The sequence below is a fragment of the Qipengyuania seohaensis genome (assembly GCF_002795865.1).
Lineage (GTDB): Bacteria > Pseudomonadota > Alphaproteobacteria > Sphingomonadales > Sphingomonadaceae > Qipengyuania > Qipengyuania seohaensis.
The window spans coordinates 1,251,849-1,274,970 of sequence record NZ_CP024920.1 but is presented as its reverse complement, the minus strand read 5'-3'; the positions used below and the strand labels follow the sequence as shown (position 1 = coordinate 1,274,970).

Here is a 23,122-nt window from a genome sequence, read left to right as displayed (position 1 = left end):
CGCGATTCCCAATTCGCCATCGGGGCCGCGAATTTCCCCCGAGAGAGAGTAACCCCCTAAAAATGAAATACAGTTCTGTTTCGCTGCGCGCGCTTTGCGTGCTCGGCGCCGGTTTCGTTCTGACTCCGCAAACTGCAGTCGCCCAGACAAGTGACGAAGCGCCGGAAGCGGCCGCCTCTCCTTCTGCAGACGACAGCGCGGCCGATGCCTTCAACATGATCGTCGTGACCGGCACCAAGACCCAGAACGCGGAGAACGTGCAGGACGTTGCGCTGGCAGTCACCGCGTTCAATGCCGAAAGCCTCGATGCGCTGAACGTGCGCGATCTCCAGTCGCTCAGCCACTCGGCACCCAACGTCAATCTCGACCAGGTCGGCACCAGCCGCGGCCAGGCGAATTTCTCGATCCGCGGGCTTGGCATCAACAGCTCGATCCCGTCGATCGACCCGACTGTCGGCGTGTTCGTCGACGGCGTTTACCTCGGCATCAATGCGGGCGTGGTCTTCGACCTGTTCGACCTTGAATCGGTCGAAATCCTGCGCGGACCGCAGGGGATCCTGTTCGGCCGCAATGTCACCGGCGGCGCGGTGCTGGTGAACACCGGCAACCCTACCGATTATTTCACCGGCAAGGTGCGTGCCTCGGTCGACGGTCCGGCCCTGGATGGCGGCCGCGGCGGAGCGAACTACACCGTATCGGGCGTGGTCTCCGGCCCGCTGGTCGAAGACGCGCTGCTGTTCAAGCTGGGCGGCTATTACAACAAGGACGAAGGCTATTTCCGCAACCTCGCCGATGGTTCGAACCATGGCGCTGCGGAAACCACGATCCTGCGCGGAGCGCTCGAAGGACGGCTCGGCGCGCTGACCCTGACCGGCAAGCTCGACTATTTCGCCAGCGAAGGCGATGGCCCATCGGCTCAGAACCGCGGCCAGTTCGACCGGGAAAGCTTCGACTTCGCGATCGATAATCCGGGCGCTTACGACAACGAGATCTGGACCGCTTCGCTGACCGCCGATGCCGACATCGGCCCAGGCACGCTGACCAACATCTTCGGCTGGCGCAAGTACGATGCATACACCTTTGGCGACATCGATTCCCTGCCGGTCTTCATCTTCCATTCGCCCACCGACACCGCGCAGGAGCAGTTCTCCAACGAGTTGCGCTATGCGGTCTCGACCGACGCGTTCGACCTGACGCTGGGCGGTTTCTGGTTCGAGCAGTCCATCGCCTATACCGAAGAACGCAACATCGTCTCCATCGCGCCGCTCGCTTTCTATGGCGGCGGGACGCAGGACCACGGAGTGCTCGGCGCCTTCGCAGCCGGTGAACTGCATCTCACCGACGCCCTGTCGATCATCGCCGGTATCCGCTGGAGCCGTGAGGAAAAGGACGTGGCGATCACCTATGTCCGTCCGCGCGAAGCCTGTTCGGTCATCGAGGGCACGTGCCCGGTAGGCGGCATCAATCCGTGGAGCGTCGATCCGGCCTTTGCCGCGGTTTATCCGGGCGGCGCGGAAAACAACGGATTTACCGACGCCAACAGCTGGTCGAACTGGTCGCCCAAGCTCGGCCTCCAGTACGAAATGGGGCGCGGGCAGGTCTATGCCCACTGGACCCGCGGCTATCGCAGCGGCGGCTACAATTTCCGCATCACTGCCGCCAACGCCTTCGAAGCGATCGCGGCGGACACCGGCTCGTTCTATTTCGACGAAGAGCAGGTCGACAGCTACGAGATCGGCGGCAAGTTCCAGACCGATAGCGGCGATTTCACGCTGAACCTGGCCGCCTATTACACCGACATTGCGAATATGCAGCGCGAGGTGAATCAGTCGTCGGAAAGTGCCGGCGTCGCCCAGTCGATCTTCAACACGGCCGATGCCTCGATCACCGGTTTCGAGGCTGAAGCGCGCATGCGCGTATCGCGCGACCTGCTGTTCACGGCGAACATCGGCGTGATGGACGATGAATACGATGCGATCCTGTTCGATATCTCGGGCGATGGCGTGATCGACGATGCCGACCTTGCGCTACGCCTGCCGCGCGTGCCCGAGGTGACCTGGGGCGTCGGCGCGATCCACGAACTCGACCTCGGCACGAGCGAGATCGTGAGCCGCGTCAATTTCCAGTACCGTGACGAGTTTGCCTATACCGACAATAATTTCGGCTACATCCAGGATGCCGGAATGCTCGATGCGAACGTCACCTGGAACACGCCCATCGATGGCCTCAGCCTGTCGGTCTACGGCAAGAACCTGCTCGATGAAGTCCAGGCGGGCGGCGATACGCAGTTGCCGTTCGGTGCAGGTGCGTTCTCAGACGGCGTCAATCGTCCGTTCGACCCGCGTCCGGCGGTGGGAACGTTCTCGCCGCTGATGAAGGGCCGCCAGCTCGGCGCCGAAATCAGCTTCGAATTCTGAGCATTTGGGGCGGGGAGGGGTAACTCTCCCCGCTCTTTCCTAACCGCGCGCGCCGAACAGCGCCGTACCGACGCGGATATGCGTTGCCCCCAGCATGATCGCGATTTCGTAGTCGCCGCTCATGCCCATCGAACGGCCTTCCAGCCCGTTATCGCGCGCGAGCTTGTCGAGCAGGGCGAAGAACGGCGTCGGTTCGATATCGGCAGGTGGGATGCACATCAGGCCGGCGAGCGGGATACCCGCCTCGCGCGCCTGGGCGATCAGGCTGGGCAGGTCCGCGATCGCGCAGCCGCCCTTCTGCTCTTCCTCGCCGACATCGACCTGGATGAAGCAATCGGGACAACGACCGGTCTTTTCCTTCGCCTTGGCGAGCGCCTTGACCAGGCTCGGCCGGTCGAGCGAATGGATGACGTCGAAGAGTTCTGCGGCATCTTCCGCCTTGTTCGACTGGAGCTGTCCGACAAGGTGCAGCACCGTGTCGGGATAGGCCTCTTTCAGGGCAGGCCATTTGTCCTGCGCCTCCTGCACCCGGTTCTCGCCGAAATGGCGCTGGCCCTGTTCGAGCAGCGGCTCGATCCGGTCGGCCGGATGCGTCTTGCTGATCGCGATCAGGGTAACCTCGCCTGGCTCGCGCCGCGCGCGCTTGCAAGTTGCCGCGATTTGCGATCGGACGGTCTGAAGAGGAGTGTCTGCCTTTTCCATGAGGGCGCGCTATAACGCCCCTATGAATACGCGCCAGTCCCTGCCCCTGCTTTGGCTGCTTTCAGATGCTCGCAACGATGCCGGGCTGGAGCAGGCCTTGCAGGTGTTGCCCAAGGGCTCGGGCTTCGTATTCAGGCATTATCACTTGCCGTCCGAAGAACGGCGCGCGCGTTTCGACGCCTTGGCGGCGCTGGCCCGGTCGCAAGGCCATCTCGTCATCCTGTCGGGCGAGGAAGAATGGGGCGCGGACGGGCATTACGGAGCGGCTGCCGCGCTCGGCAGTGGCCTGCGCCTTGCGACAGCCCATGATGGCGATGAATTGCAGGAGGCTATCGCCAAGGAGGCGGACGGTATTTTCCTTTCGCCGGTTTTCCCGACCAACTCCCATCCCGGCGCGAAAACGCTCGGCGTATTCGGCTTTCGCGTGCTGGCGCAGCAATCGCCGGTGCCGGTTATCGCGCTGGGCGGCATGAATGCGGCGCGGGCACGCGAGCTCGACTGGCCGCGTTGGGGCGCAATCGACGGACTCGCCTCGACGAAGAGCGCTTGACCTCGGACTCGCCGAGGATTCATAGTGTTTCCCACACGACGGACGGAAGGAATGAGAATGGCCACGCGCGCTGGCGCAAAACCCGACTGGCGGGCGGCGTTTCGCCGTTCCCTGCGCCGTGCGACGCATATGGCGGGCGCGGGACTGCTGCTGGTCCTGCTGGTCTTCCTGACGCTGGCGCTCGCCAGCTACACGCAGACCGATCCGAGCGCGTCGACTGCCGCGGCGGGTAGCTCCATTTCCAACTGGATGGGGGCGAGCGGCGCCTGGGCGGCTGAGCGGGCATACTTCTTTTTCGGCCTGCCGGCGCTGCTATTGCTCCCGCTTATCTGGATTTCCGCACGCCGGTTGTGGACCGGGGTCGAGGATGCGGACGAGGAAGAAACGCCCGGCCGGTGGTGGGGGCCATTCGGCTTGCTGTTGGTCGCAATGCTTCTTCTCGGCACTGTCGTCAGCCTGCTGTTCGAAAGCAGTCCGGGGCCCTTCCCGGCAGGCGGAGGCGGCCTCGCCGGGCTTCTTGGTGCAGGCGGCATCGATGCGGTGGCGACGCGGTTCGGCGGGGGTTTCTCCGGCTGGATCACCGGGGCGCTCGGCCTTGTTGCGCTGGGCGGCGGTCTCGCCCTGGTAACGAAGGTGTTTGCACTCGACTGGGGCCAGTTCTTCACGCTCCCGAAATTCTTCGAACGCAAGGAGGTCGAAAGCGATATCGACCTGCCGCTGGCGCCGAAGAAAACGAAGCGCGCGCGCCGCAAGGCGGATGAGCTGGACGACGAGGAAGACGAGGACGCACCGCGTGCGCCGCGCCGCTCGCCGGAAATCGCGGACCCCAAGCCTGCGCCTGTCCGCTCGCAGCCGGCCAAGGCAAAGCAGCGCGACATGTTCGCGAATTACCAGCTTCCGAGCCACGATTTGCTCGACGATCCGCCCGAACATGCGGTGCAGAAGCTCGACAAGATCGCGCTGGAACGCAACGCCCGCCTGCTCGAGAACGTGCTCGACGATTTCAACGTGAAGGGTGAAATTACCGCCGTTCGCGCGGGTCCCGTCGTGACCATGTACGAGCTTGAGCCTGCACCGGGCATCAAGGCCAGCCGTGTCGTCGGCCTTGCCGAAGACATCGCCCGCAATATGAGCGCGATCAGCGCGCGCGTTTCGCCTATTCCGGGCAAGACCGTCATCGGTATCGAACTGCCCAATGCCGACCGCCAGATGGTCAGCTACAAGGAGCTGTCCACTTCGGCTGCCTTCGTCGATTCCAAGGGCAATCTGCCGATGATCCTGGGCAAGGACATCGGCGGCGAGCCGATCATTGCCGACCTTGCCGCCATGCCGCACCTGCTGGTCGCAGGTACCACGGGTTCGGGTAAGTCGGTCGGCCTCAACGCCATCCTGCTGTCGCTGCTCTATCGTTTCACGCCGGACGAGTGTCGCCTGATCCTGATCGATCCCAAGGTCCTCGAGCTGAAGACCTATGACGATATCCCGCATCTCCTCAGCCCGGTCGTGACCGAGCCTGCCAAGTCCGTCCGTGCATTGAAATGGGCGGTCGAGGAAATGGAGAGGCGCTATCGCATGATGTCCAGCGTGAACTCGCGCAATATCGCCGGCTTCAACGAAAAGGTGAAAGCCGCAGCCGCCAAGGGCAAGCCGCTGGGCCGCCGCGTGCAGACGGGCTTCGATGCGGAGACGGGCGAAGAGCTGTATGAAGAAGAGCAGCTCGACTACGAACCGCTGCCGCTGATCGTCCTGATTGTCGACGAGCTGGCCGACCTTATGGTCACCGTTGGCAAGGAAATCGAAGTGCTGATCCAGCGCCTCAGTCAGAAATCGCGTGCAGCAGGCATTCACCTCATCATGGCGACGCAGCGTCCTTCGGTCGACGTCATCACCGGCGTTATCAAGGCGAACTTGCCGACCCGTATCAGCTTCAAGGTGACAAGCCGCATCGACAGCCGCACCATCCTTGGCGAACAGGGTGCGGAACAGCTGCTGGGCAAGGGCGACATGCTCTACAAGCCCAACACCGGCGCGATGATCCGCGTGCACGGTCCCTTCGTGTCCGACGAGGAGGTCGAAAAGGTCGCCGATCACTGGCGCACGCAGGGCAAGCCCGACTATGTCGATGCCGTCACCGAAGAGCCCGAAGACGGCGGCTTCAATTTCGAGGACGAATTTACCGCCTCCGACAATCCGGATGAGCGCAAGTATCGCCAGGCCTGCCAGATCGTGATCGAGAACCAGAAAGCGAGCGGAAGCTGGCTCCAGCGGCAGATGGGTGTGGGGTACAATACTGCCGCTAAATGGATCGAGCGCATGGAAAGCGAAGGTCTGGTAGGCCCTGCCAACCACGTCGGACGCCGCGAAATTTACCGCGACCAGGACGGCAATCCTCTCTAAGAGCAGTTTGCGATGGCACGAGTTGTGACGCCCAATGACGCTTCCGAGCGCAGGCCCCCGACCCCCGGTTGGGTGCATAGCCCGATCGGGCGCGCATTGGTGCCGATCCGGCGCTGGTGGCTGGACCATGTGGTGGCCGATGTCGATCACACCGCTGTGATCGCCAAGATCGCGGGCGAGAGCGATGCCAGTCCGCGCTATATTTTCATGACGATGATGTCGGCTGGCATTGCGATCCTGGGCATGCTGCTGTCCTCGCCGGCCGTGGTCATCGGGGCCATGCTTTTGTCCCCGCTGATGAGCCCGATCATCGGGGCGGGCTTTGCCCTCGCCTCGGGCAAGCTGAAATGGCTGCGCATCAGCATCAGGGCGTTGGCGATCGGGACTATTGCCGCGGTCCTGTTTACCGCGCTCATCGTGCTGGTCTCTCCCTTGCAGACGGTTACTTCGGAAATCGCCGCGCGTACCCAGCCGAACCTGTTCGACCTCTTGGTCGCGCTGTTTTCCTCACTTGCAGGCTCCTACGCGCTTATCCGCGGACGCGAGGGCACGATCGTCGGCGTCGCTATCGCAACCGCCCTCATGCCGCCGCTGGCCGCCGTGGGATACGGACTCGCGACATTGAACTGGACGGTCTTCGGCGGCGCGCTGGCACTCTACATCACCAACTTCCTGACCATTGCCCTCTCGGCAACGATCATGGCGCGCCTCTATGGTTTCCGCACGGACCTGTCGGCAAGGCAGGGCTGGTTCCAGAACTTCGGCATCTTTGTGGTCTTCGTGGGCCTGGCCATCCCGCTCGGCTTTTCGCTCCGGGACATCGCCTTCGAGGCCAATGCGCAGCGCGTAGTGCAGGATGTCATCGCCGAAAGCTTCCCGGACAAGGCCCGTGTCAATGTCACCGGCATCGACTGGGACGCCGATCCTGTCGTCGTAAGCGGGACGGTCGATACGCCGCAGTTCAACAGCAAGGCCAATGCCGAGATCAAGCGCCGCTTCGAGAAACGCTTCGAGCGTGAGGTTGTGGTGGCAGTCGAACAATATCGCGTGGGTACAAACCCTGGCGATGCAGAAGCCGCCGAACTCGCCCGCGCCAAGGATGAACAGCGCGCGCAGGCGACGGAACGCCAGATTGCGGAAATGGTCGGTGAACTCGCGCTGGTCGCCGGGGTCGAAAAATCCGAAGTGACGGTCGACCGCGACAATCGCCGCGCGATCGTGCAGGCAAGCCACCTCCCCGGTCTGACGGTGGAGGGCTGGCGCGTGCTGGAAGGCCGTGTCGATGCGGGCATGCCCGGCTGGTCGGTCGAACTGCGTCCGCCGCTCCTCACCCTGCCTTCGATCACCCTGGCCGAGGGCGAACCGGACGCTGCGGGACAGCAGGCGCTCGATGTCATTGCCTGGGCTGCCCGGCGGCAGGGACTCGGCATCGCCCTGGCTGGACGCGAGGGTGAAGCGTTCGATGCGGTCGCTGGCCAATTGCGCGAACGCGGCGTGACATTAACGCAAACGAATGGCGGCTCTCCCGATCGTTTCGAAGCGCGCTGGCAGGCTTTGCCGGAATAAAAATACGCTACGGCAAGCGCGCTTGCAGCGAAGGGTTTTCACGAGTAGCGGCGCTTCCCAGAGAAGGAGTCCGCACCCATGCGCATCGGCTGTCCGAAAGAAATCAAGAACCATGAATACCGCGTCGGCCTGACGCCGGAGAGTGCGAACGAACTCGTCGCGCAGGGTCACGAAGTGTGGATCGAGACGCAGGCCGGTTGCGGCATCGATGCGACGGACGAACAATATGTTGCGGCGGGCGCCAAGATCGTCGACGGACCCGATCCGATCTTCGCCGAATGCGAAATGGTCGTGAAGGTGAAGGAACCGCAGGCGGTCGAACGCAAGAAATTGCGCGCGGACCAGATCCTCTACACCTATCTCCACCTCGCGCCCGATCCGGACCAGACGAAAGACCTCGTCGATAGCGGTGTAACCGCAATCGCCTATGAAACCGTGACCGGCCCGCGCGGCCAGTTGCCGCTCTTGAAGCCGATGAGCCAGGTGGCCGGCCGCATGAGCGTGCAGGCAGGTGCGACCGCGCTCGAAAAGGCGCATGGCGGACGCGGTGTGCTGCTCGGCGGCGTACCGGGCGTGATGCCGGGCAAGGTCGTGGTCATCGGCGGCGGCGTGGTCGGTTTCAACGCGGCGCAGATGGCGGCGGGCCTTGGTGCGGACGTCACTATCCTCGATCGCGACCCCGAAGTGCTCGAGAAGGTCGGCACCCATTTCGAAAGCCGCGCCAGCACGCGCTTCTCGAACAAGGCCAACCTCTATGACGCCGTGTGCGGCGCGGACCTCGTTATCGGCGCGGTGCTGATCCCCGGCGCGGCAGCCCCGAAGCTCGTCACCCGCGAAATGCTGGGCGACATGCAGAAGGGCGCGGTCCTTGTCGACGTCGCCATCGACCAGGGCGGCTGCTTCGAGACTTCGAAGCCCACCACCCATGCCGACCCGACCTATGTCGTCGACGACATCGTGCATTACTGCGTTGCGAATATGCCGGGCGCCGTCGCGCGCACCAGCACCTATGCGCTGAACAATGTGACGCTACCCCACGCCCTGCGTATTGCGCGGATGGGCTGGAAGGACGCGATGCGCAACGACCCGCATCTCGCCGAAGGGCTCAACGTGCACGCGGGCGAAGTCACTTATGAAGCGGTGGCAAGCGAGCTTGGCTACAACTATCGACCGGTTGCCGACCTGCTCGGTTAATCCTGCTCTTTAGTGAGGGCTTCGAGCATTTCGGGCCGAACCCTCGCCAGCCTGTTCGATGCGCGTTCCAGCATGGCCCAGGTCGTTGCTGCGGACACGATGACCTTGTCGTTCGCGTCGCGGAACTCGACGCGGCGAACCGATGTCGCCCCGCGCGCGCTGCCTTCGATCCAGGTCGTGCCGGTTACGCTTTCGCCTTCGGCGACATTGCCGCGATAATCGATCTCGTGCCGGGTCACGACCCAGAAATAGGTCGCCCTGTCTTCCGGCCGCGCGGCGGCTTCCCAATGGCTGGTCGACATGTCCTGGATCCACTGGACCCAGATGGCATTGTTGACGTGGCCGAGCTCGTCGATGTGCTCGGGTAGCGCCGTAAAGGTGCGGGTGAAGCGTTGGCTCACGGGCAGGCTCCGAAACCGAAGAGGCAGGGACTGAAAACGAGGATGAAGAGAAGAACCGCCAGCAGGACGCACGCCCCGAGGAGCAGCGCGATTTCCCGCAGGTAGTTCCTCTCTTTCAAGCCGTCATTCCTGCCCGGTCATTCCCATCTGCCACAGGATGAAGGCGTATTCTTCAGCCACTTCGTAGACCGAATTCCAGCGGCCTGACTTGCCGCCGTGCCCTGCGCCCATATTGGTCTTGAGCAGCAGTTCGTTGTCGTCGGTCTTCACCTCGCGCAGCTTGGCAACCCACTTGGCAGGTTCCCAATAGGTGACGCGCGGATCGTTGAGACCGGCGGTCACCAGCATCGGCGGGTAATCCTGAGCCTTCACCTGGTCATAGGGCGAGTAGCTGAGGATATAGGCAAACGCGGCTTTGTCGGTGATGGGATTCCCCCATTCCTGCCATTCGCCGGGCGTCAGTGGGAGGCTCTCGTCAAGCATGGTGTTGAGCACGTCGACGAAGGGGACGTGGGCCACGACAGCGCCGTACTGCTCCGGATCCTGGTTGACGATCGCGCCCATCAGCTCGCCGCCTGCGGACCCGCCGCTGGCGGTGATCTTGCCTTCTGCGGTGTAGCCCTTCTCGATCAGGCCGCGTCCGACATCGACGAAATCGTTGAAGGTGTTGGCCCGCTCGAACATCTTGCCCTGCAAATACCAGCGCCGGCCGAGGTCGTCGCCGCCGCGGATATGCGCGATGGCATAGGCGAAGCCGCGGTCGATCAGGCTGAGGCGCGTGGTTGAGAAGCCGGGCGGCATGGCATAGCCATAGGCGCCGTAAGCATAGAGATGGAGCGGCATGGCGCCGTCCTTGCGATCCTTGCGATAGACCACGCTGACCGGGATCATCGTGCCGTCGCGCGATTGCACGCTCAGACGTTCGGTGGTGTAGAGCGACGCGTCGTAGCCGCTCGGGATTTCCTGCTGCTTGAGCAGTTCGAGCCCGCCGCTGGCGACGTCGTAATCATAGACAGAATCCGGCGTGACCATGCTTTCATAGTCGAGGCGCAGCTTGGTGACGGCATATTCGGGATTGTTCGAAAGGCCCGCATTGTAGCTCGCTTCGGGGAAGCTGATCGCCCGTGCCTGAAGCGGCGCGTCGTAAGTGCGCAGCTGGATCTGGTCGAGCCCGTCGAGGCGACCTTCCGTCACGAAGAAATCCTGGAACAGGTCGAAACCGGTGAGGTAGAATTCGTCCGATCCGGCGATCACGGTTTCCCATTCGCCGGGTGCTTCGATCGAAGCCTTGGCGAGGCGGAAGTTGATGTGATCGTCATTGGTCCACACGAACAGGTTCGTGCCTGTCTCGTCTGTGCGGACATCGACCGAATATTCGACACCCTTCTGGCGCGGCCTGACGAGGATCTGTTCGCCGGTCGGATCGTCTGCGCGCACGAGGCGCACTTCGCTGGTTTCGTTGTCGCCCGTGGCGATGATCAGCCAGTCGTCTTGTGCCGACAAGCCTGCGCCCACGCCGAAGCTCTGGTCTTCCTCTTCATAGAGAGTGACGTCGCTTTCGACCGGCGTGCCCAGCACGTGCAGCTTCGCTTCGAGCGAGCGCCATTCCTCGGTCGAGGGGCCGTAGACCAGCGCCGTATCGTTAGCGACCCAGGTGAGCCCTCCGCGCAGGTTCGTCAGTTCGTCCGGCAGCAATTCTCCGGTCTGCAGGTCCTTGATCCGCGCGGTATAGCGTTCGGACCCGTTGCTGTCGGTCGAATAGGCGAGATAGCGCCCGTTCTTGCTGACCGACGCTGCACCGAGCCGGAAATATTCCAGGCCTTGTGCCAGTTCGTTCTCGTCAAGGATCAGCACCGCATCGCCGCCCGATACCGGCTTGCGGTAATGCTTGCGATATTGCGCGCCCTCTTCGAATTCGGACCAGTAAAGCCAGTCGCCATCCTTTTGCGGAACGGTTGAATCGTCTTCCTTGATCCGCGCCTTCATCTCTTCGAACAGCGTGTCGACGAGTTCCTTCTGCGGCGCCATGCGCGCTTCGTACCAGGCGTTTTCCGCCTTCACGTAGTCGAGGATGTCTTCGTCATCGATCGTCGGATAGCTCTGGTCCTTGAGCCAGTGATACGGATCGGAGATCGTGATTCCGTGATGGGTATAGGAATGGTCGCGCTTCTCGGCTTTGGGCGGAGAGGTAGGTGCAGTCACTGAAGTCCCTTCGGTATCTTGGGCCGCGCCAGGCGCAGCCAGAACGAGCGATACGGCAGATAGGCACGCGGCCAGTCGCATGTAAGCCATGAATGATCTCCCCGATGGCGGCACAAAGCTGGAAAGCGGTGCCGCAAGTGTCTAAGTTGCAGGTGTGACTATGCGGCAAGATGCAAAGCCGCAAGCGCCGTCTCCACCGATGCGGGACGGCAGCCGACGAAAGGATTTATTCGCATGTTGATGCAGACCCACGAAGCGCGCCTCGATGCGCTGCGCACCGAACTCGCAAAGCGGGGCCTTCACGGCTTCGTCGTCCCCATTTCGGACGAGCACATGAGCGAATATGTCGGCTCCTATGCCCAGCGCCTACATTGGCTGACCGGCTTCGGCGGCAGCGCGGGCAGCGCGGTGGTGCTGAAGGACAAGGCGGCCATGTTCACCGACGGCCGCTATACCGTGCAGGTGCGCGAGCAGGTCGACGGCAAGCTCTACGACTACGAGGACGTGCCTGCGACCTCGCCTGCCAAATGGATCGCGGCCAATGCGCCCGAAGGCGCGCGGATCGGATACGACGCCTGGCTGCACGGCATCGGCTGGGCGGAAGAGGCGGAAAAACTCTTCGCCAAGAAGGGAATCGAGCTCGTCCCTGTCGACGGTAATCCGATCGACGCGGTCTGGGCCGACCGGCCAGAGCCGAGCAAGGCTGCCGCCGTGCCGCATGAAGACCGCCTCGCCGGCCGGTCGAGCGCGGACAAGCGCGCCGAAATCGCAGACTGGCTGAAGCAGGAAGGGTACGACGCCACCGTCGTCACCGCGCTCGATTCCGTAGCGTGGGTCCTCAATATGCGCGGCAAGGACGTCGACAATACGCCCGTGGCCCTATCGTATGTCGTCGCCCATGCGGACGGGACCGCCGATCTCTTCATCGCACCCGAGAAGGTCACGCCCGAACTGACCCAGCACCTCGGCAATGCGGTGCGCATCAAAGATCGCGCCGCTTTCGAGCCTGCGCTCGCGAAGTTGCAAGGCAAAACCGTGGCTGTCGATCCGCGCCATGCGGTCGCAGGCATCTTCCACGCGCTCGAAGCGGGCGGGGCGAAGGTCGTTCGCGACGACGACCCGGCCGTGCTGCCCAAGGCAATCAAGAACGAGGCTGAAAGGCAAGGCCACCGCGATGCCCAAGCGCGCGACGGGGCTGCCGTCGTGAAATATCTGCGCTGGATCGAGGAAAACGCTCCCTCGGGCGAGATCGACGAATTGACGGCAGCGGCCAAGCTGCGCGAATTCCGCGGCCTTAGCCCGGACCTCAAGGATACCAGCTTCGACACGATCAGCGCGGCTGCGGGCCATGCTGCCCTGCCGCATTACAAGGTCAACGAGGACAGCAATATCCCGATCCCGCCGTCCAGCATCTACCTGTGCGATTCGGGCGGCCAGTATCCCGACGGCACCACCGACATCACTCGGACGGTCTGGGTCGGCCCGGGCGAACCAACGGCGGAAATGATCGACCGCAACACGCGCGTGCTGAAGGGCCATATCGAACTGGACCTTGCCAAGTTTCCCGATGCGACCAGCGGCGGCGCTCTCGATGCGTTGGCGCGTATGCACCTGTGGCAGGCGGGCGTGGATTACGGCCACGGGACCGGCCACGGCGTCGGCAGCTATCTGTCGGTCCATGAGGGCCCGCAGCGCATTTCGAAGCCCGGCGGCGCCTTCCGCGGGACCGAAACCCCGCTTCGCGAAGGCATGATCCTTTCCAACGAACCGGGCTATTACAAGCCGGGCGAGTACGGGATCCGGATCGAGAACCTCGTTCTCGTGGTGGACGCCGGCATCGATGGATCGGAAGGCAAGTACCTCGGCTTCGAGACGCTGACCCACGTGCCGCTCGACCGCAAGCTGGTCGACAAGAGCCTGCTCAGCGAACGTGAGGTCGCATGGTGGAATGACTACCACGCCAAGACCCGCGCCATCCTCGCGCCGCAGCTGGAGGGCGAGGACCTCGCCTGGCTCGAACGCGAATGCGCACCCTTGTAGGAAAAGTTATGTTCACGTAATGTTCCACCGGTCGCGAGTCGTTTCCAAATAGGAGAGTTTGCATGATCGGTTACGTTACGCTTGGCACCAACGACCTTACGAGGGCGGCCAAATTCTATGATGCCATCGCGGCCGAAATGGGCGTGGGGCGAATGATGGAATTCGAAACCTTCATCGCGTGGGGCAAATGGGATGGCGGCGCGGGCATCGCGGCGACCATGCCGTTCGATGGCGAAAAGGCGACGGTCGGCAATGGCACGATGGTCGCGCTGGAGGCGAAGGACCGCGAGCAGGTGAAAAGGCTGTATGACATCGCGCTCGCCAATGGCGGCAGCGACGAGGGTGAGCCCGGACCGAGGGGCGAGCCGGACGAGAACGGCATGCTCTTCTACGCCGCCTATTTCCGCGATCCCGACGGTAACAAGCTCAACGCCTACCTCATGGACAAGGTCGAGTGACCACGGGCAAGCGCCGCCTTTCGGACAGTTTCCTGCACCTCGGGCTGGGGGCGACAGCCGTCCCCCAGCCTCCCTTCGAGGGCGGGATGGACTGGTACGAAGGCTATGGGCAGCGTCACGGCAGTGACGGGCGCGAAGGCAGGCTGGTCAGCCAGCACAGCTTTTCCGAAGACTGGGATAGCTGGGAAATGCATCCGCATGGCGAGGAAGTCGTTATCTGCACGAAAGGGAGCATGGTGCTGACGCAGGAATTTCCCGACGGTCGCCGCGAGACCCTAACTCTGGAAGTGGGCGAATATGCGATCAACCCGGCAGGCGTGTGGCACATCGCCGACGTGGAATCCCATGCGACTGCGATCTTCATCACTGCCGGCGAGGGCACGCAACATCGACCACGGTGACTTCCTGACAGGTGGGTGAACAGGACGCCGGTCGCGTTACATTCCGTTACAATTCTCCTGCGATCCGGCACATTGCTGCGACAAGGCGGGCCTATAACGGTGAGACGAACTGCGGCGCTGTCCCTCAATCCCTCCCCCCGACCCAGGCGCGCCGCAGTTCTCCAAGTTCAGGAGAACACATGATGAAAAAGATCACTTTGACACTGTCCGCCGCAGCGCTCGCGCTGACTGGAACTGCTGCGATCGCGCACCAGCACATGGGCAAGACCAACCCCGATGCGGATGGCAACGGCGTCGTGACCAGCGCCGAACACACCGCACACTCAAACGAGATGTTTGCCCGAATGGACGCCAATGGCGACGGCGTGATCAATGCCGAAGACCGTATTGAACGGCGCCAGGCGATGTTCGCCAAGGCCGACGCCAATGGCGACGGCGAATTGTCGCAGGCCGAAATGAAGGCAATGCACGAAGCGCGCAAGGAGAAGCGCGAAGCACGCCGCGGCGAGCGTGGCGAACGTCGTGGGGCGCGGATGGAAGAGCGTTTCGCCCAGCTCGACACCGACAATTCGGGCGGTCTTTCGCAGACCGAAATGCAGGTCATGAAGGAAATGCGCGGCGAACGCGGCGGCGAAGGTCGCAAGGCGCGTCGCGGTGGCAAGCGCGGTGGCCCCATGGCCATGCTGAAGCGCGCCGACACCGATGGCGACAAGTCGATCTCGCGCGCTGAATTCCAGGCGGCAGTCGATGCACGCTTCGCCCGGGCCGATACCGACGGCAATGGCGAGATTTCGGCTGCAGAGCGCGAAGCCATGAAGCAGGCACGGCAGGAACGCCGCGCCCAGCGTCGCAGCCAGTAACCGGCTTTCTGTTTCGTTCACCGCCAAGCGAGTGCATAGGTCACGCATGAACGATGCTGCGCCCATCACCCTGCTGCTGGTCGACGATGAAGCCAGCCTACGCGAACCCCTGGCGGAATATCTTTCCGGCCAGGGGTTCGTCGTTACCGAGGCCGAGAGCGCGGCGCAGGCGCGTTCGCGGCTCGAGACCGATCGGCCCGACCTCGTCCTGCTCGATATCATGATGCCGGGCGAAGATGGGCTTTCCCTCTGTCGCCACCTTGTCGAAAGCCGCCAGCTTCCCGTCATCCTGCTGACGGCCAGGGGCGAGGCGATGGACCGGATTATCGGCCTCGAAATCGGGGCTGACGATTATGTCACCAAGCCCTTCGAACCGCGCGAACTCGTTGCGCGCATACGCTCCGTCCTTCGCCGGGCAGACCGCACCGGCGCGGAGCCTGCGGACGATCTAGCTTATGTTTTCGACGGCTGGACGCTCGACCCGCTGAAGCGCCGGCTGACCGATCCTGAAGGTACGCTTGTACCGATCTCGACGGCGGAATTCCGCATGCTGCGCGCATTCTGCGACCACCCGCGACAGGTGCTCGACCGTGACCGGCTGCTGGACATGGTCCAGGGGCGCGAGGCGCAATTGTTCGACCGCGCGGTGGACAACCAGGTCAGCCGCCTGCGCCGCAAGATCGAGGCAGACAGCCGCAATCCGCATTTCATCCAGACGGTCCGCGGCGGTGGCTACCGGTTCGGCGCGGATGTCACACGCAAGGCGGCGGACAAGTCCTGATGCGGTTCCTTCCCAAGAGCCTGCTGGGCCAGACATTGCTGGCAGTCGCCGGAGCGCTCCTGCTGGCGCAATTGGTGACGACCGGACTGCTCTATCGTATTGCCGAAGAGCGGCGCGAGGAGGCTTTGATCAGCGCCGCCCAGCTTTCCTTGTGGGGCGCGCCGGTGTTTCGCCAGGCTCGCGGCGAAGCGGTGCTCGAAGGGGATCGCCGACGTTTCCGGGCAGACCGGCGTGAACTGGGTGGCCGCTGGATGCGGGGCGAGGTGACCGAAGCCTATCCCCTCTTGCCGGGCGAGACGTCGGACGATGCGCTTGCGACAGCCATTGCGGCGCGTCTTACCGGGTTCGTTCGCGAACCGCATGCCGTCCTTGCGACCATTCGCTCCACCGACGACGATCCCGTGGTGATGCAGCGGGTTCGCGACTGGAACCCGGCATCGCGCAGAATGGTCCGAGGGTTCAGGAAAGTCTTCGTCGCCGCCGTCCAATGGGAGGAAGGCGGCGCATGGCACGTCGCCCGGGTACCGTTTCCACGCGACGACCGGAGGGTTTTCCTGGTTACTGCGGCCCAAACGCTGGTGATCTTCATACTGGTCATGACGGTCCTGTTCGTCCTGCTGCGCCGGATCACCCGGCCCTTGGCGAGACTGACGCATCAGACGGAACGGTTTTCGTCCAATCCGGGCAGCATCACTCCGATCGAGGCGAGCGGCCCCGACGATATTCGCAGCCTGATCGCGGCGCATAATGCGATGGAAGCGCGCATCGCTGCCATGCTGGATGAAAAGGACGTCATGCTGGGCGCCATCGGCCACGACCTGAAAACGCCGCTGGCCGCGCTGCGAGTAAGGATCGAAGCGATCGGGAATGAGGGTCTGAGGGCCAAGATGGCGGATTCGATCGAAGAGATCACGCGCACGCTCGACGAGATCCTGCTGCTCGCGCGCATCGGCCGCGCCGAACGCCCTGCCGAACGGACGGACCTCTACGCCCTGCTGGTTTCGGTGGTCGAGGAATTCGAGGACATGAGCCAGCCGGTCGCGCTGCTCGACGGCCAGCGGGTGCCCGCGCCGGTGCACCTCACCTGGCTGAAACGAGGCGTGCGCAACCTCATCTCCAATGCGCTACGTTATGGCGGAACCGCAGAAGTCGCGTTGGTTCGGGAAGGCGACGAGGCGGTGATCCGCGTCGAAGACGACGGGCCCGGCATTCCCGAAGATCGCATCGCCGAAATGCTCGAACCTTTCACCCGCGGCGAGGCAAGCCGCAATCGCGCCACGGGCGGCGCCGGTCTCGGCCTGACCATCACGCGCGCCGTTGCGGAGCAGCATGGTGGTTCGCTGGTACTGGAGAACCGGCAGAAGGGCGGCCTGCGCGCCGAATTGCGCCTTCCGATCTAACGCATCAACCCGCCGACGATATTGCGCACGAAGGCATTGAGGCCCGTGCGTACCGGATCGGCGCGCGATTTCTTGCCGAGTACTGCGGCAACGGCCACCGACGAGAGCGAGCCTGCCGCAGCGGTCGCGGCAGCCTTGCCAGCCTTGCTCCACATGGATGGGCTCTTGCGTTCGCGCTTGCGCACTTCCTCCTCGCCCTTTTCCTCGACCTCCTTGGCGGTTTCGGCGGCGTCGAGCGTCTTTGCCGCTAGCACTTCTTCCGCGCTTTCGCGGTCGATCGCTTCATCGTATTTCCCGTCGAGATCGCTGACAGAGTTCACGATCTTGCGCTCTTTTTCCGTCACCGGGCCGAGGCGCGAGTGGGGCGGCTTGATCAGCGTGCGCTGCACGACCGATGGCGCACCGTCCTCGTCGAGCGTGGAGACCAGCGCCTCGCCCACTTTCAGTTCGGTGATCGCTTCCTCGACATCGAGATCGGGATTGATGCGGAATGTCTCGGCGGCGGCCTTGATGGCGCGCTGGTCGCGCGGAGTGAAGGCGCGCAGCGCGTGCTGGACTCGGTTGCCTAGCTGGCCCGCGATCTTCTCCGGAATGTCGATCGGGTTCTGGGTGACGAAATAGACGCCCACGCCCTTTGACCGAATAAGGCGTACGACCTGCTCGACCTTTTCTTCCAGTGCTTCGGGCGCATCGTCGAAGAGGAGGTGTGCCTCGTCGAAGAAGAACACCAGCTTCGGCTTGTCCGGGTCGCCGACCTCGGGGAGCGTTTCGAACAGTTCGGCCAGCAGCCAGAGCAGGAAGGTCGCGTAGAGTTTGGGACTGCGCATCAGCTTGTCGGCAGCTAGCACGTTGATCACGCCACGACCCTTTTCGTCGGTGGCGAGGAAATCGTCGATCTCCAGCGCAGGCTCGCCGAAGAATTCGTCCGCTCCCTGGCTCTCGAAGCTGAGCAGCTGGCGCTGGATCGCCCCCACGCTGGCCTTGGAGACATTGCCGTATTTGCCGGACAGGTCCTTGGCGTTTTCATAGGCGAAGGTCAGCATGGCCTGCAGGTCGCCAAGGTCGAGCAGCAGCAAATTGTTCTCGTCGGCATAGCGGAAGACGATGTTGAGCACGCCTTCCTGGGTGTCGTTGAGGTCCAGCAGCCGTGCCAGGAGCAGCGGACCCATTTCCGAAATCGTCGTGCGGATCGGGAAACCCTTTTCCCCATAGAGGTCCCAGAACACCGCCGCATTGTCGGCATAGGCATAGTCGTCCATGCCCAGTTCCTTCGCGCGGCCTTCCAGCTTGACCGCATGCTTGAACTGGGGGGAACCGGCCATGGAGATGCCGGACAGGTCGCCTTTGACATCGGCCACGAATACGGGGACGCCGCGAGCGGAGAAGCTTTCTGCAAGGCCCTGCAGAGTGACGGTCTTGCCCGTGCCGGTGGCTCCGGCGATCAATCCGTGGCGATTGGCCTGCGCCAGCCTGAGATACTGGTTCTCTCCATTGCCGCCCAATCCTAGGAAAATATCGCTCATCTGGCCCCGTGTCCTCTTGTCATGTGTTGCCAGCGGTTTGGCGCAGTCGAGGCGGCAGGGTCAAGCTATCCCTCGACATAGCCTGCCGCTGCGGTAAAGGCTGGGCATATGGCGCGGCGCGACCCTTTCGTTCTACTCGACGATGCACGCAGCGATGGTGCGGCGGACGCGTTGCTGTTCGAACGGCCGCGCGCGGTCTTTGTCGCCTCGCGGCCCGAAGATGTGGCAGCGACGCTGGAGGCTGCGGAGCAGGCGCGGCGCGAAGGCGGGGAACTGGCCGGCTTCATCGCTTACGAGGCGGGGCTGGCGCTTGAGAGCAGGCTTGAACATCGCGCAGCTTCGAGGACGGGCGCCTCAGGCCCACTGGTCTGGCTGGGGCTGTTCGATGCGCCGTCGCGGATTGCGGCCGAGGCCGTACCAGCATGGCTCCACGAACGTTCTGCCGGAAACGGAAGCGTCGGACCGCTTGAGCCGCAAGTTTCGCCGGGCGGATACGCCGAGGCGTTCGATCGCCTACAGGAAACGATCAGCGCAGGCGACATCTACCAGGCGAACCTCACCTTCCAGCTGGCTGGAAATTTCACCGGCGATCCGCTGGGGCTTTATGCTGCGCTGAGGCCTGCCGCACAGGCGGGTTACGGCGGGGTGATCTTCGACGGTTCGCACTGGCTGCTCAGCCTCAGCCCCGAGCTTTTCGTCTCGCTCAAGGACCGCGAAGCCAAGGCCAAACCGATGAAAGGCACGCGCCCGCGTGCAGCGGACCCACAGCAGGATGCGGCGCTGGCAGAGGAACTGGCGCAATCGGTCAAGGACAAGGCCGAAAACCTGATGATCGTCGACCTGATGCGCAACGATCTCAGCCGGGTTGCCGAAGCCGGTAGCGTGCGGGTGGACGAACCCTTCGCCATCGAAAGCTATCCCACCGTCCACCAGATGGTGAGCGTCGTTCGCGCGCGGCTCAAGCCGGATGCGGGCGCAATCGACCTCGTGAAGGCGCTTTTCCCGTGCGGGTCGATCACCGGCGTCCCGAAAATCCGCGCGATGGAGTTGATCGACGAGGTCGAACGCGACCCCCGCGGTCCCTATTGCGGGGCCATCGGTCGGATCGGTGCCGATGGCGACGCGGCCTTCAACGTAGCCATCCGCACGCTGCGCCTGACAGAGATCGAGAACGGGCGCGGCAAGGCCGTGCTGGGTGTCGGCGGTGCAATCGTTGCCGACAGCGAAGCCCGCACAGAGTGGCGCGAGGCTATCCTCAAGGGTGCATTCGCCCGCTCTTCGTCGCCCGATCACCGTGCGGCGCAATTCGACCTCATCGAGACGATGCGTTTTTCGCCCGACGAGGGGATTGCGCATCTCGAAGAACACCTAGTGCGCATGAAGGAAAGCGCTGGCGTGCTCGGCTTCTCCTTCGACCGGCACGAGGCGCGCAACCAATTGCACGCGCTATGCTTCGTGGTCGAAAAGCCCAGCCGGATCCGCCTCTTGGCGTCGCGTTCGGGGGCACTCGCCCTTGAAGTGCATGATATGCCAGCACCATGGCCGGAACCGGCGAAGTGCATAGTCATGCCGATGCCGGTCGATCCGGGCGATTGGCGGCTTCGTCACAAGACCACCGACCGCAGTTTCTACGAGGACGCACAAGCAGTCGCCCGGCACCATGGCGCGCAGGAATGCCTGCTGGTGCGCGAGGACGGACTTGTCACCGAAGGCTGCGTCACCAATATCTTCGTTGAGCGTGACGGTGTCCTGCTGACGCCGCCTGCCACACTTGGCCTCCTTCCCGGCGTGCTACGCCAGAGCCTGCTTGCAGAGGGCAGGGCGAAGGAAGCGGAGCTTGCGATTTCCGATCTCGAGGACGGTTTCTTCCTCGGCAATGCGCTGCGCCAGATGGTGCGAGCGGAACTGAAGGACTGAATGACCGATATCCCGATCCTGTTCGAAGACGGCGAAGCGCTCGTCATCAACAAGCCTGCCGGCCTTCCGGTCGACCGGCCGAAGAAGGGCGGGCGGTGCCTGGAGGATCATTTCGAGCAGCTGCGTCTGGGCTTCCAGCGCGATCCCTCACCCGTACACCGGCTCGACACCGATACCAGCGGATGCCTGCTCTTGGCCCGCAACCCGAAATCGCTGAAGCGCTTCTCCAAGGCCTTCGAAGACCGCGTGGTCGAGAAGCGCTATCTTGGCATTCTCACGGGCATTCCGTCGGAAACCGAGGGCACGATCGAGCTGTCGCTCTCGAAGATCAGCAGCGCCGAAAAGGGCTGGCGGATGATCGCGGCGAAGAAGGGCAAGCCGTCCGTCACGCACTGGAAGGTCATAGGCCAAAGCGGTGGCCATGCGCTGGTCGAGTTCCGGCCGGAAACCGGACGCACGCACCAGATTCGCATCCATTGCGAAGCGGGGCTCGGTATGCCGCTGCTCGGCGACCCGGTTTACGGGTCCGGCAAGGGCGCGCCGCGCACCATGCTGCATGCGGCCGGGCTGGTCGTGCCACGCGAAAAGAAATCGATGATCGAGGCGAGGGCGCCGATGCCGCGCGATTTCGCAGCCCTCGGTTTCGCCGACGAAGCGGACTAATGGGCCGCATCGTCGACAAGGCGAATGCGATTGCGGAGGAGAAATTTATCGCCTCCTCCGGACCCGGCGGGCAGAACGTCAACAAGGTCGCGACCGCCGTGCAGTTGCGGGTCGATGTTTTCCAGCTTGGCCTGCCGCCTGATGCGTTCAACCGGCTGAAGGATATCGCGGGCAGCAAGCTGACGCAGGACGGCGAGATCGTCCTCACCGCGAACGAACACCGTACGCAGGAACGCAATCGCGAAGCCGCCCGGGTCCGGCTGGCGGCAATCCTGACCGAAGCGCTAACCCCGCCGAAAAAGCGCAAGAAGAGCCGCGTGAATCGGGTCGGCAAGGTCAAGCGCCTCAAGGCCAAGAAGGTGCGGGGCGAGGTGAAGGCCAATCGGGGGAAGGTCCAGCTCTGATGCAGTGCGCGCCAATGCTTGACTTTTCACCGGGAATCACACAAAGGGCGCGCCGGACGGCGGTGCGACCTGCGCCGCCCTTATTTTTTCGGCCGGTTTCCCTCTCGGGACGGCCCTTGCAACGAGATCTTTAGGAACACGCCATGGCGAAGCCCGCAACCGTCAAGATCAAGCTCGTCTCGACCGCCGACACGGGCTTCTACTACGTGACCAAGAAGAACCCCCGGAATCACACCGAGAAGTTCACCTTCAAGAAGTACGATCCGGTCGTGCGCAAGCACGTCGAGTTCAAGGAAGCCAAGATCAAGTAATTCGATCCGGCAAGCTGAACGGCGGGAACGCACGCAGTTCAGTGACAGTTCAATGCTCCGACGCTAAATCGTGGAGCATGAACACCTTGACCCTTTTCAAGAATCGACCCTTCGCCTCGGCCATCGCGTTTGCGGTGGCCACTGCGATTCCGGCAAGCTTTCTGGCAGCCCCCGCCCCGGTGGAGGCTGCCGCAGGCGATCTCGACCGTGCGGTCGATGCCCTTCGCGGTATCGCTACCATGAAGGCCGACTTCGTCCAGACCGACCGCAACGGCCAGTCCGTCTCCGGCGTCATGACGCTGAAGCGACCCGGCAAGATCCGTTTCGAATACGAAAAGGGCGTTCCCCTGCTCGTCGTCTCGAACGGCAAGTCGATGTACATGGTCGATTACGAGGTGAGCCAGGTCCAGCGTTGGCCGATCAAGAATTCGCCTCTCGGCGCGCTGCTCGACCCGAGCCGTGACGTGAAGCGGTACGGCAAGCTGGTTCCGACCGGACACAGCGATGTCGTCAGCATCGAAGTGCGCGATCCCAAGCGACCCGAATTCGGCGCGATCACCCTCATCTTCGCGCGTGATGCCAGCGCCCCTGGCGGCCTGCGCCTCACCCATTGGGTCGCGCTCGATGCACAGAATCACCGCACCACTGTTCGCCTGCGCAACCACCGCTACGGCGTGTCGGTTGCCGACAGCGCGTTCACCTTCAAGGACCCGCGCAAAACGTCCCGTCGTCCGGGATAAACGGACCGGCGACGAACCGTTCGCCTTATACGACCTCCGGCGGTTCGATGTTCATTGAGCAGCAAGACGATCGGTCCTATTTATAAGTCTACGAAGCGGCGGACGGCAATTTCCCCCCTGTTGATTGCCACCCCTCAAACCGCTTCGTTCCAAGCGTGACGAACGCTCACAAGGAACCCTCGAGCCATTTGCCCC

At 63.3% G+C, this 23,122-nt stretch carries 21 protein-coding genes; 16 read left to right on the top strand and 5 right to left on the bottom strand.

The window, feature by feature from the left end; genetic code table 11:
- Window positions 1-62: 62 nt before the first annotated feature.
- Entirely contained in the window at window positions 63-2,417 is a 2,355-nt protein-coding gene (locus CVE41_RS06240) for a TonB-dependent receptor (protein ID WP_100259887.1), read from the top strand.
- A 39-nt stretch (window positions 2,418-2,456) separates the two neighbouring features.
- Here the strand turns inward: CVE41_RS06240 and CVE41_RS06235 are convergent, their stop codons facing one another.
- The gene (locus CVE41_RS06235; RefSeq protein WP_100259886.1) at window positions 2,457-3,119 is read right to left on the bottom strand and encodes a YggS family pyridoxal phosphate-dependent enzyme; all 663 of its coding nucleotides are present in this window, start codon (window positions 3,117-3,119) and stop codon (window positions 2,457-2,459) included.
- A gap of 22 nt (window positions 3,120-3,141) precedes the next feature.
- Here CVE41_RS06235 and CVE41_RS06230 point away from each other — a divergent pair, with 22 nt between their 5' ends.
- From CVE41_RS06230 to ald, 4 genes are all read left to right on the top strand, one after another.
- Window positions 3,142-3,669 (top strand): thiamine phosphate synthase, encoded by a 528-nt coding sequence (locus CVE41_RS06230; RefSeq protein WP_232725813.1) that lies wholly within the window; start codon window positions 3,142-3,144, stop codon window positions 3,667-3,669.
- Window positions 3,670-3,726: 57 nt separating this feature from the next.
- Window positions 3,727-6,066 (top strand): DNA translocase FtsK, encoded by a 2,340-nt coding sequence (locus CVE41_RS06225; RefSeq protein WP_100259884.1) that lies wholly within the window; start codon window positions 3,727-3,729, stop codon window positions 6,064-6,066.
- Between the two features lie 72 nt (window positions 6,067-6,138).
- Window positions 6,139-7,632, top strand: a complete 1,494-nt coding sequence (locus tag CVE41_RS06220) for a DUF389 domain-containing protein (protein WP_232725812.1) — start codon at window positions 6,139-6,141, stop codon at window positions 7,630-7,632.
- Window positions 7,633-7,710: 78 nt separating this feature from the next.
- Window positions 7,711-8,826 carry an alanine dehydrogenase gene (gene ald / locus CVE41_RS06215; RefSeq protein ID WP_100259882.1) on the top strand — a complete coding sequence of 372 codons (1,116 nt, stop codon included), beginning with the start codon at window positions 7,711-7,713 and terminating at the stop codon, window positions 8,824-8,826.
- On the opposite strand, the gene CVE41_RS06210 is transcribed toward ald, so the two are convergent.
- The 3 genes from CVE41_RS06210 to CVE41_RS06205 are packed head-to-tail and all read right to left on the bottom strand — an operon-like array spanning window position 8,823 to window position 11,510.
- Window positions 8,823-9,227: an acyl-CoA thioesterase gene (locus CVE41_RS06210; RefSeq protein ID WP_100259881.1), complete on the bottom strand. Its 405-nt coding sequence runs from the start codon at window positions 9,225-9,227 to the stop codon at window positions 8,823-8,825. The two genes, ald and CVE41_RS06210, sit on opposite strands and share 4 nt — an antisense overlap.
- Window positions 9,224-9,346, bottom strand: coding sequence for a hypothetical protein (locus CVE41_RS14945; protein WP_269800174.1), 123 nt, complete (start codon window positions 9,344-9,346; stop codon window positions 9,224-9,226). Before CVE41_RS14945 ends, CVE41_RS06210 begins: the two co-directional genes overlap by 4 nt.
- A gap of 4 nt (window positions 9,347-9,350) precedes the next feature.
- Window positions 9,351-11,510 (bottom strand): S9 family peptidase, encoded by a 2,160-nt coding sequence (locus tag CVE41_RS06205; RefSeq protein ID WP_100261390.1) that lies wholly within the window; start codon window positions 11,508-11,510, stop codon window positions 9,351-9,353.
- Window positions 11,511-11,663: 153 nt separating this feature from the next.
- On the opposite strand from CVE41_RS06205, the gene CVE41_RS06200 reads away from it, so the two are divergent.
- The 6 genes from CVE41_RS06200 (at window position 11,664) to CVE41_RS06175 (ending at window position 17,369) form a co-directional block, all read left to right on the top strand.
- Entirely contained in the window at window positions 11,664-13,469 is a 1,806-nt protein-coding gene (locus CVE41_RS06200) for an aminopeptidase P family protein (RefSeq protein WP_100259880.1), read from the top strand.
- Window positions 13,470-13,531: 62 nt separating this feature from the next.
- Window positions 13,532-13,927 (top strand): VOC family protein, encoded by a 396-nt coding sequence (locus CVE41_RS06195; RefSeq protein ID WP_100259879.1) that lies wholly within the window; start codon window positions 13,532-13,534, stop codon window positions 13,925-13,927.
- Window positions 13,924-14,328 carry a cupin domain-containing protein gene (locus CVE41_RS06190; RefSeq protein WP_100259878.1) on the top strand — a complete coding sequence of 135 codons (405 nt, stop codon included), beginning with the start codon at window positions 13,924-13,926 and terminating at the stop codon, window positions 14,326-14,328. The genes CVE41_RS06195 and CVE41_RS06190 overlap by 4 nt, the downstream gene beginning before the upstream one ends.
- Window positions 14,329-14,507: 179 nt before the next feature.
- Entirely contained in the window at window positions 14,508-15,188 is a 681-nt protein-coding gene (locus tag CVE41_RS06185) for an EF-hand domain-containing protein (protein WP_100259877.1), read from the top strand.
- A 46-nt stretch (window positions 15,189-15,234) separates the two neighbouring features.
- Entirely contained in the window at window positions 15,235-15,969 is a 735-nt protein-coding gene (locus CVE41_RS06180) for a response regulator (RefSeq protein ID WP_100259876.1), read from the top strand.
- Window positions 15,969-17,369, top strand: coding sequence for a sensor histidine kinase (locus CVE41_RS06175; protein ID WP_100259875.1), 1,401 nt, complete (start codon window positions 15,969-15,971; stop codon window positions 17,367-17,369). The genes CVE41_RS06180 and CVE41_RS06175 overlap by 1 nt, the downstream gene beginning before the upstream one ends.
- On the opposite strand, the gene CVE41_RS06170 is transcribed toward CVE41_RS06175, so the two are convergent.
- Window positions 17,366-18,892, bottom strand: coding sequence for a helicase HerA-like domain-containing protein (locus tag CVE41_RS06170; RefSeq protein ID WP_100259874.1), 1,527 nt, complete (start codon window positions 18,890-18,892; stop codon window positions 17,366-17,368). The two genes, CVE41_RS06175 and CVE41_RS06170, sit on opposite strands and share 4 nt — an antisense overlap.
- 108 nt (window positions 18,893-19,000) lie before the next feature.
- On the opposite strand from CVE41_RS06170, the gene pabB reads away from it, so the two are divergent.
- From pabB to CVE41_RS06145, 5 genes are all read left to right on the top strand, one after another.
- Entirely contained in the window at window positions 19,001-20,809 is a 1,809-nt protein-coding gene (gene pabB / locus CVE41_RS06165) for an aminodeoxychorismate synthase component I (RefSeq protein WP_100259873.1), read from the top strand.
- On the top strand, window positions 20,810-21,472 hold the full coding sequence (locus CVE41_RS06160) for an RluA family pseudouridine synthase (RefSeq protein ID WP_100259872.1): 663 nt from the start codon (window positions 20,810-20,812) through the stop codon (window positions 21,470-21,472). It abuts the gene before it with no gap.
- On the top strand, window positions 21,472-21,876 hold the full coding sequence (gene arfB, locus CVE41_RS06155) for an alternative ribosome rescue aminoacyl-tRNA hydrolase ArfB (RefSeq protein ID WP_100259871.1): 405 nt from the start codon (window positions 21,472-21,474) through the stop codon (window positions 21,874-21,876). The genes CVE41_RS06160 and arfB overlap by 1 nt, the downstream gene beginning before the upstream one ends.
- A 143-nt stretch (window positions 21,877-22,019) precedes the next feature.
- Window positions 22,020-22,187, top strand: a complete 168-nt coding sequence (gene rpmG, locus CVE41_RS06150; protein WP_100259870.1) for a 50S ribosomal protein L33 — start codon at window positions 22,020-22,022, stop codon at window positions 22,185-22,187.
- A gap of 77 nt (window positions 22,188-22,264) precedes the next feature.
- The gene (locus tag CVE41_RS06145; RefSeq protein ID WP_100259869.1) at window positions 22,265-22,927 is read left to right on the top strand and encodes a LolA family protein; all 663 of its coding nucleotides are present in this window, start codon (window positions 22,265-22,267) and stop codon (window positions 22,925-22,927) included.
- Window positions 22,928-23,122: the final 195 nt, after the last annotated feature.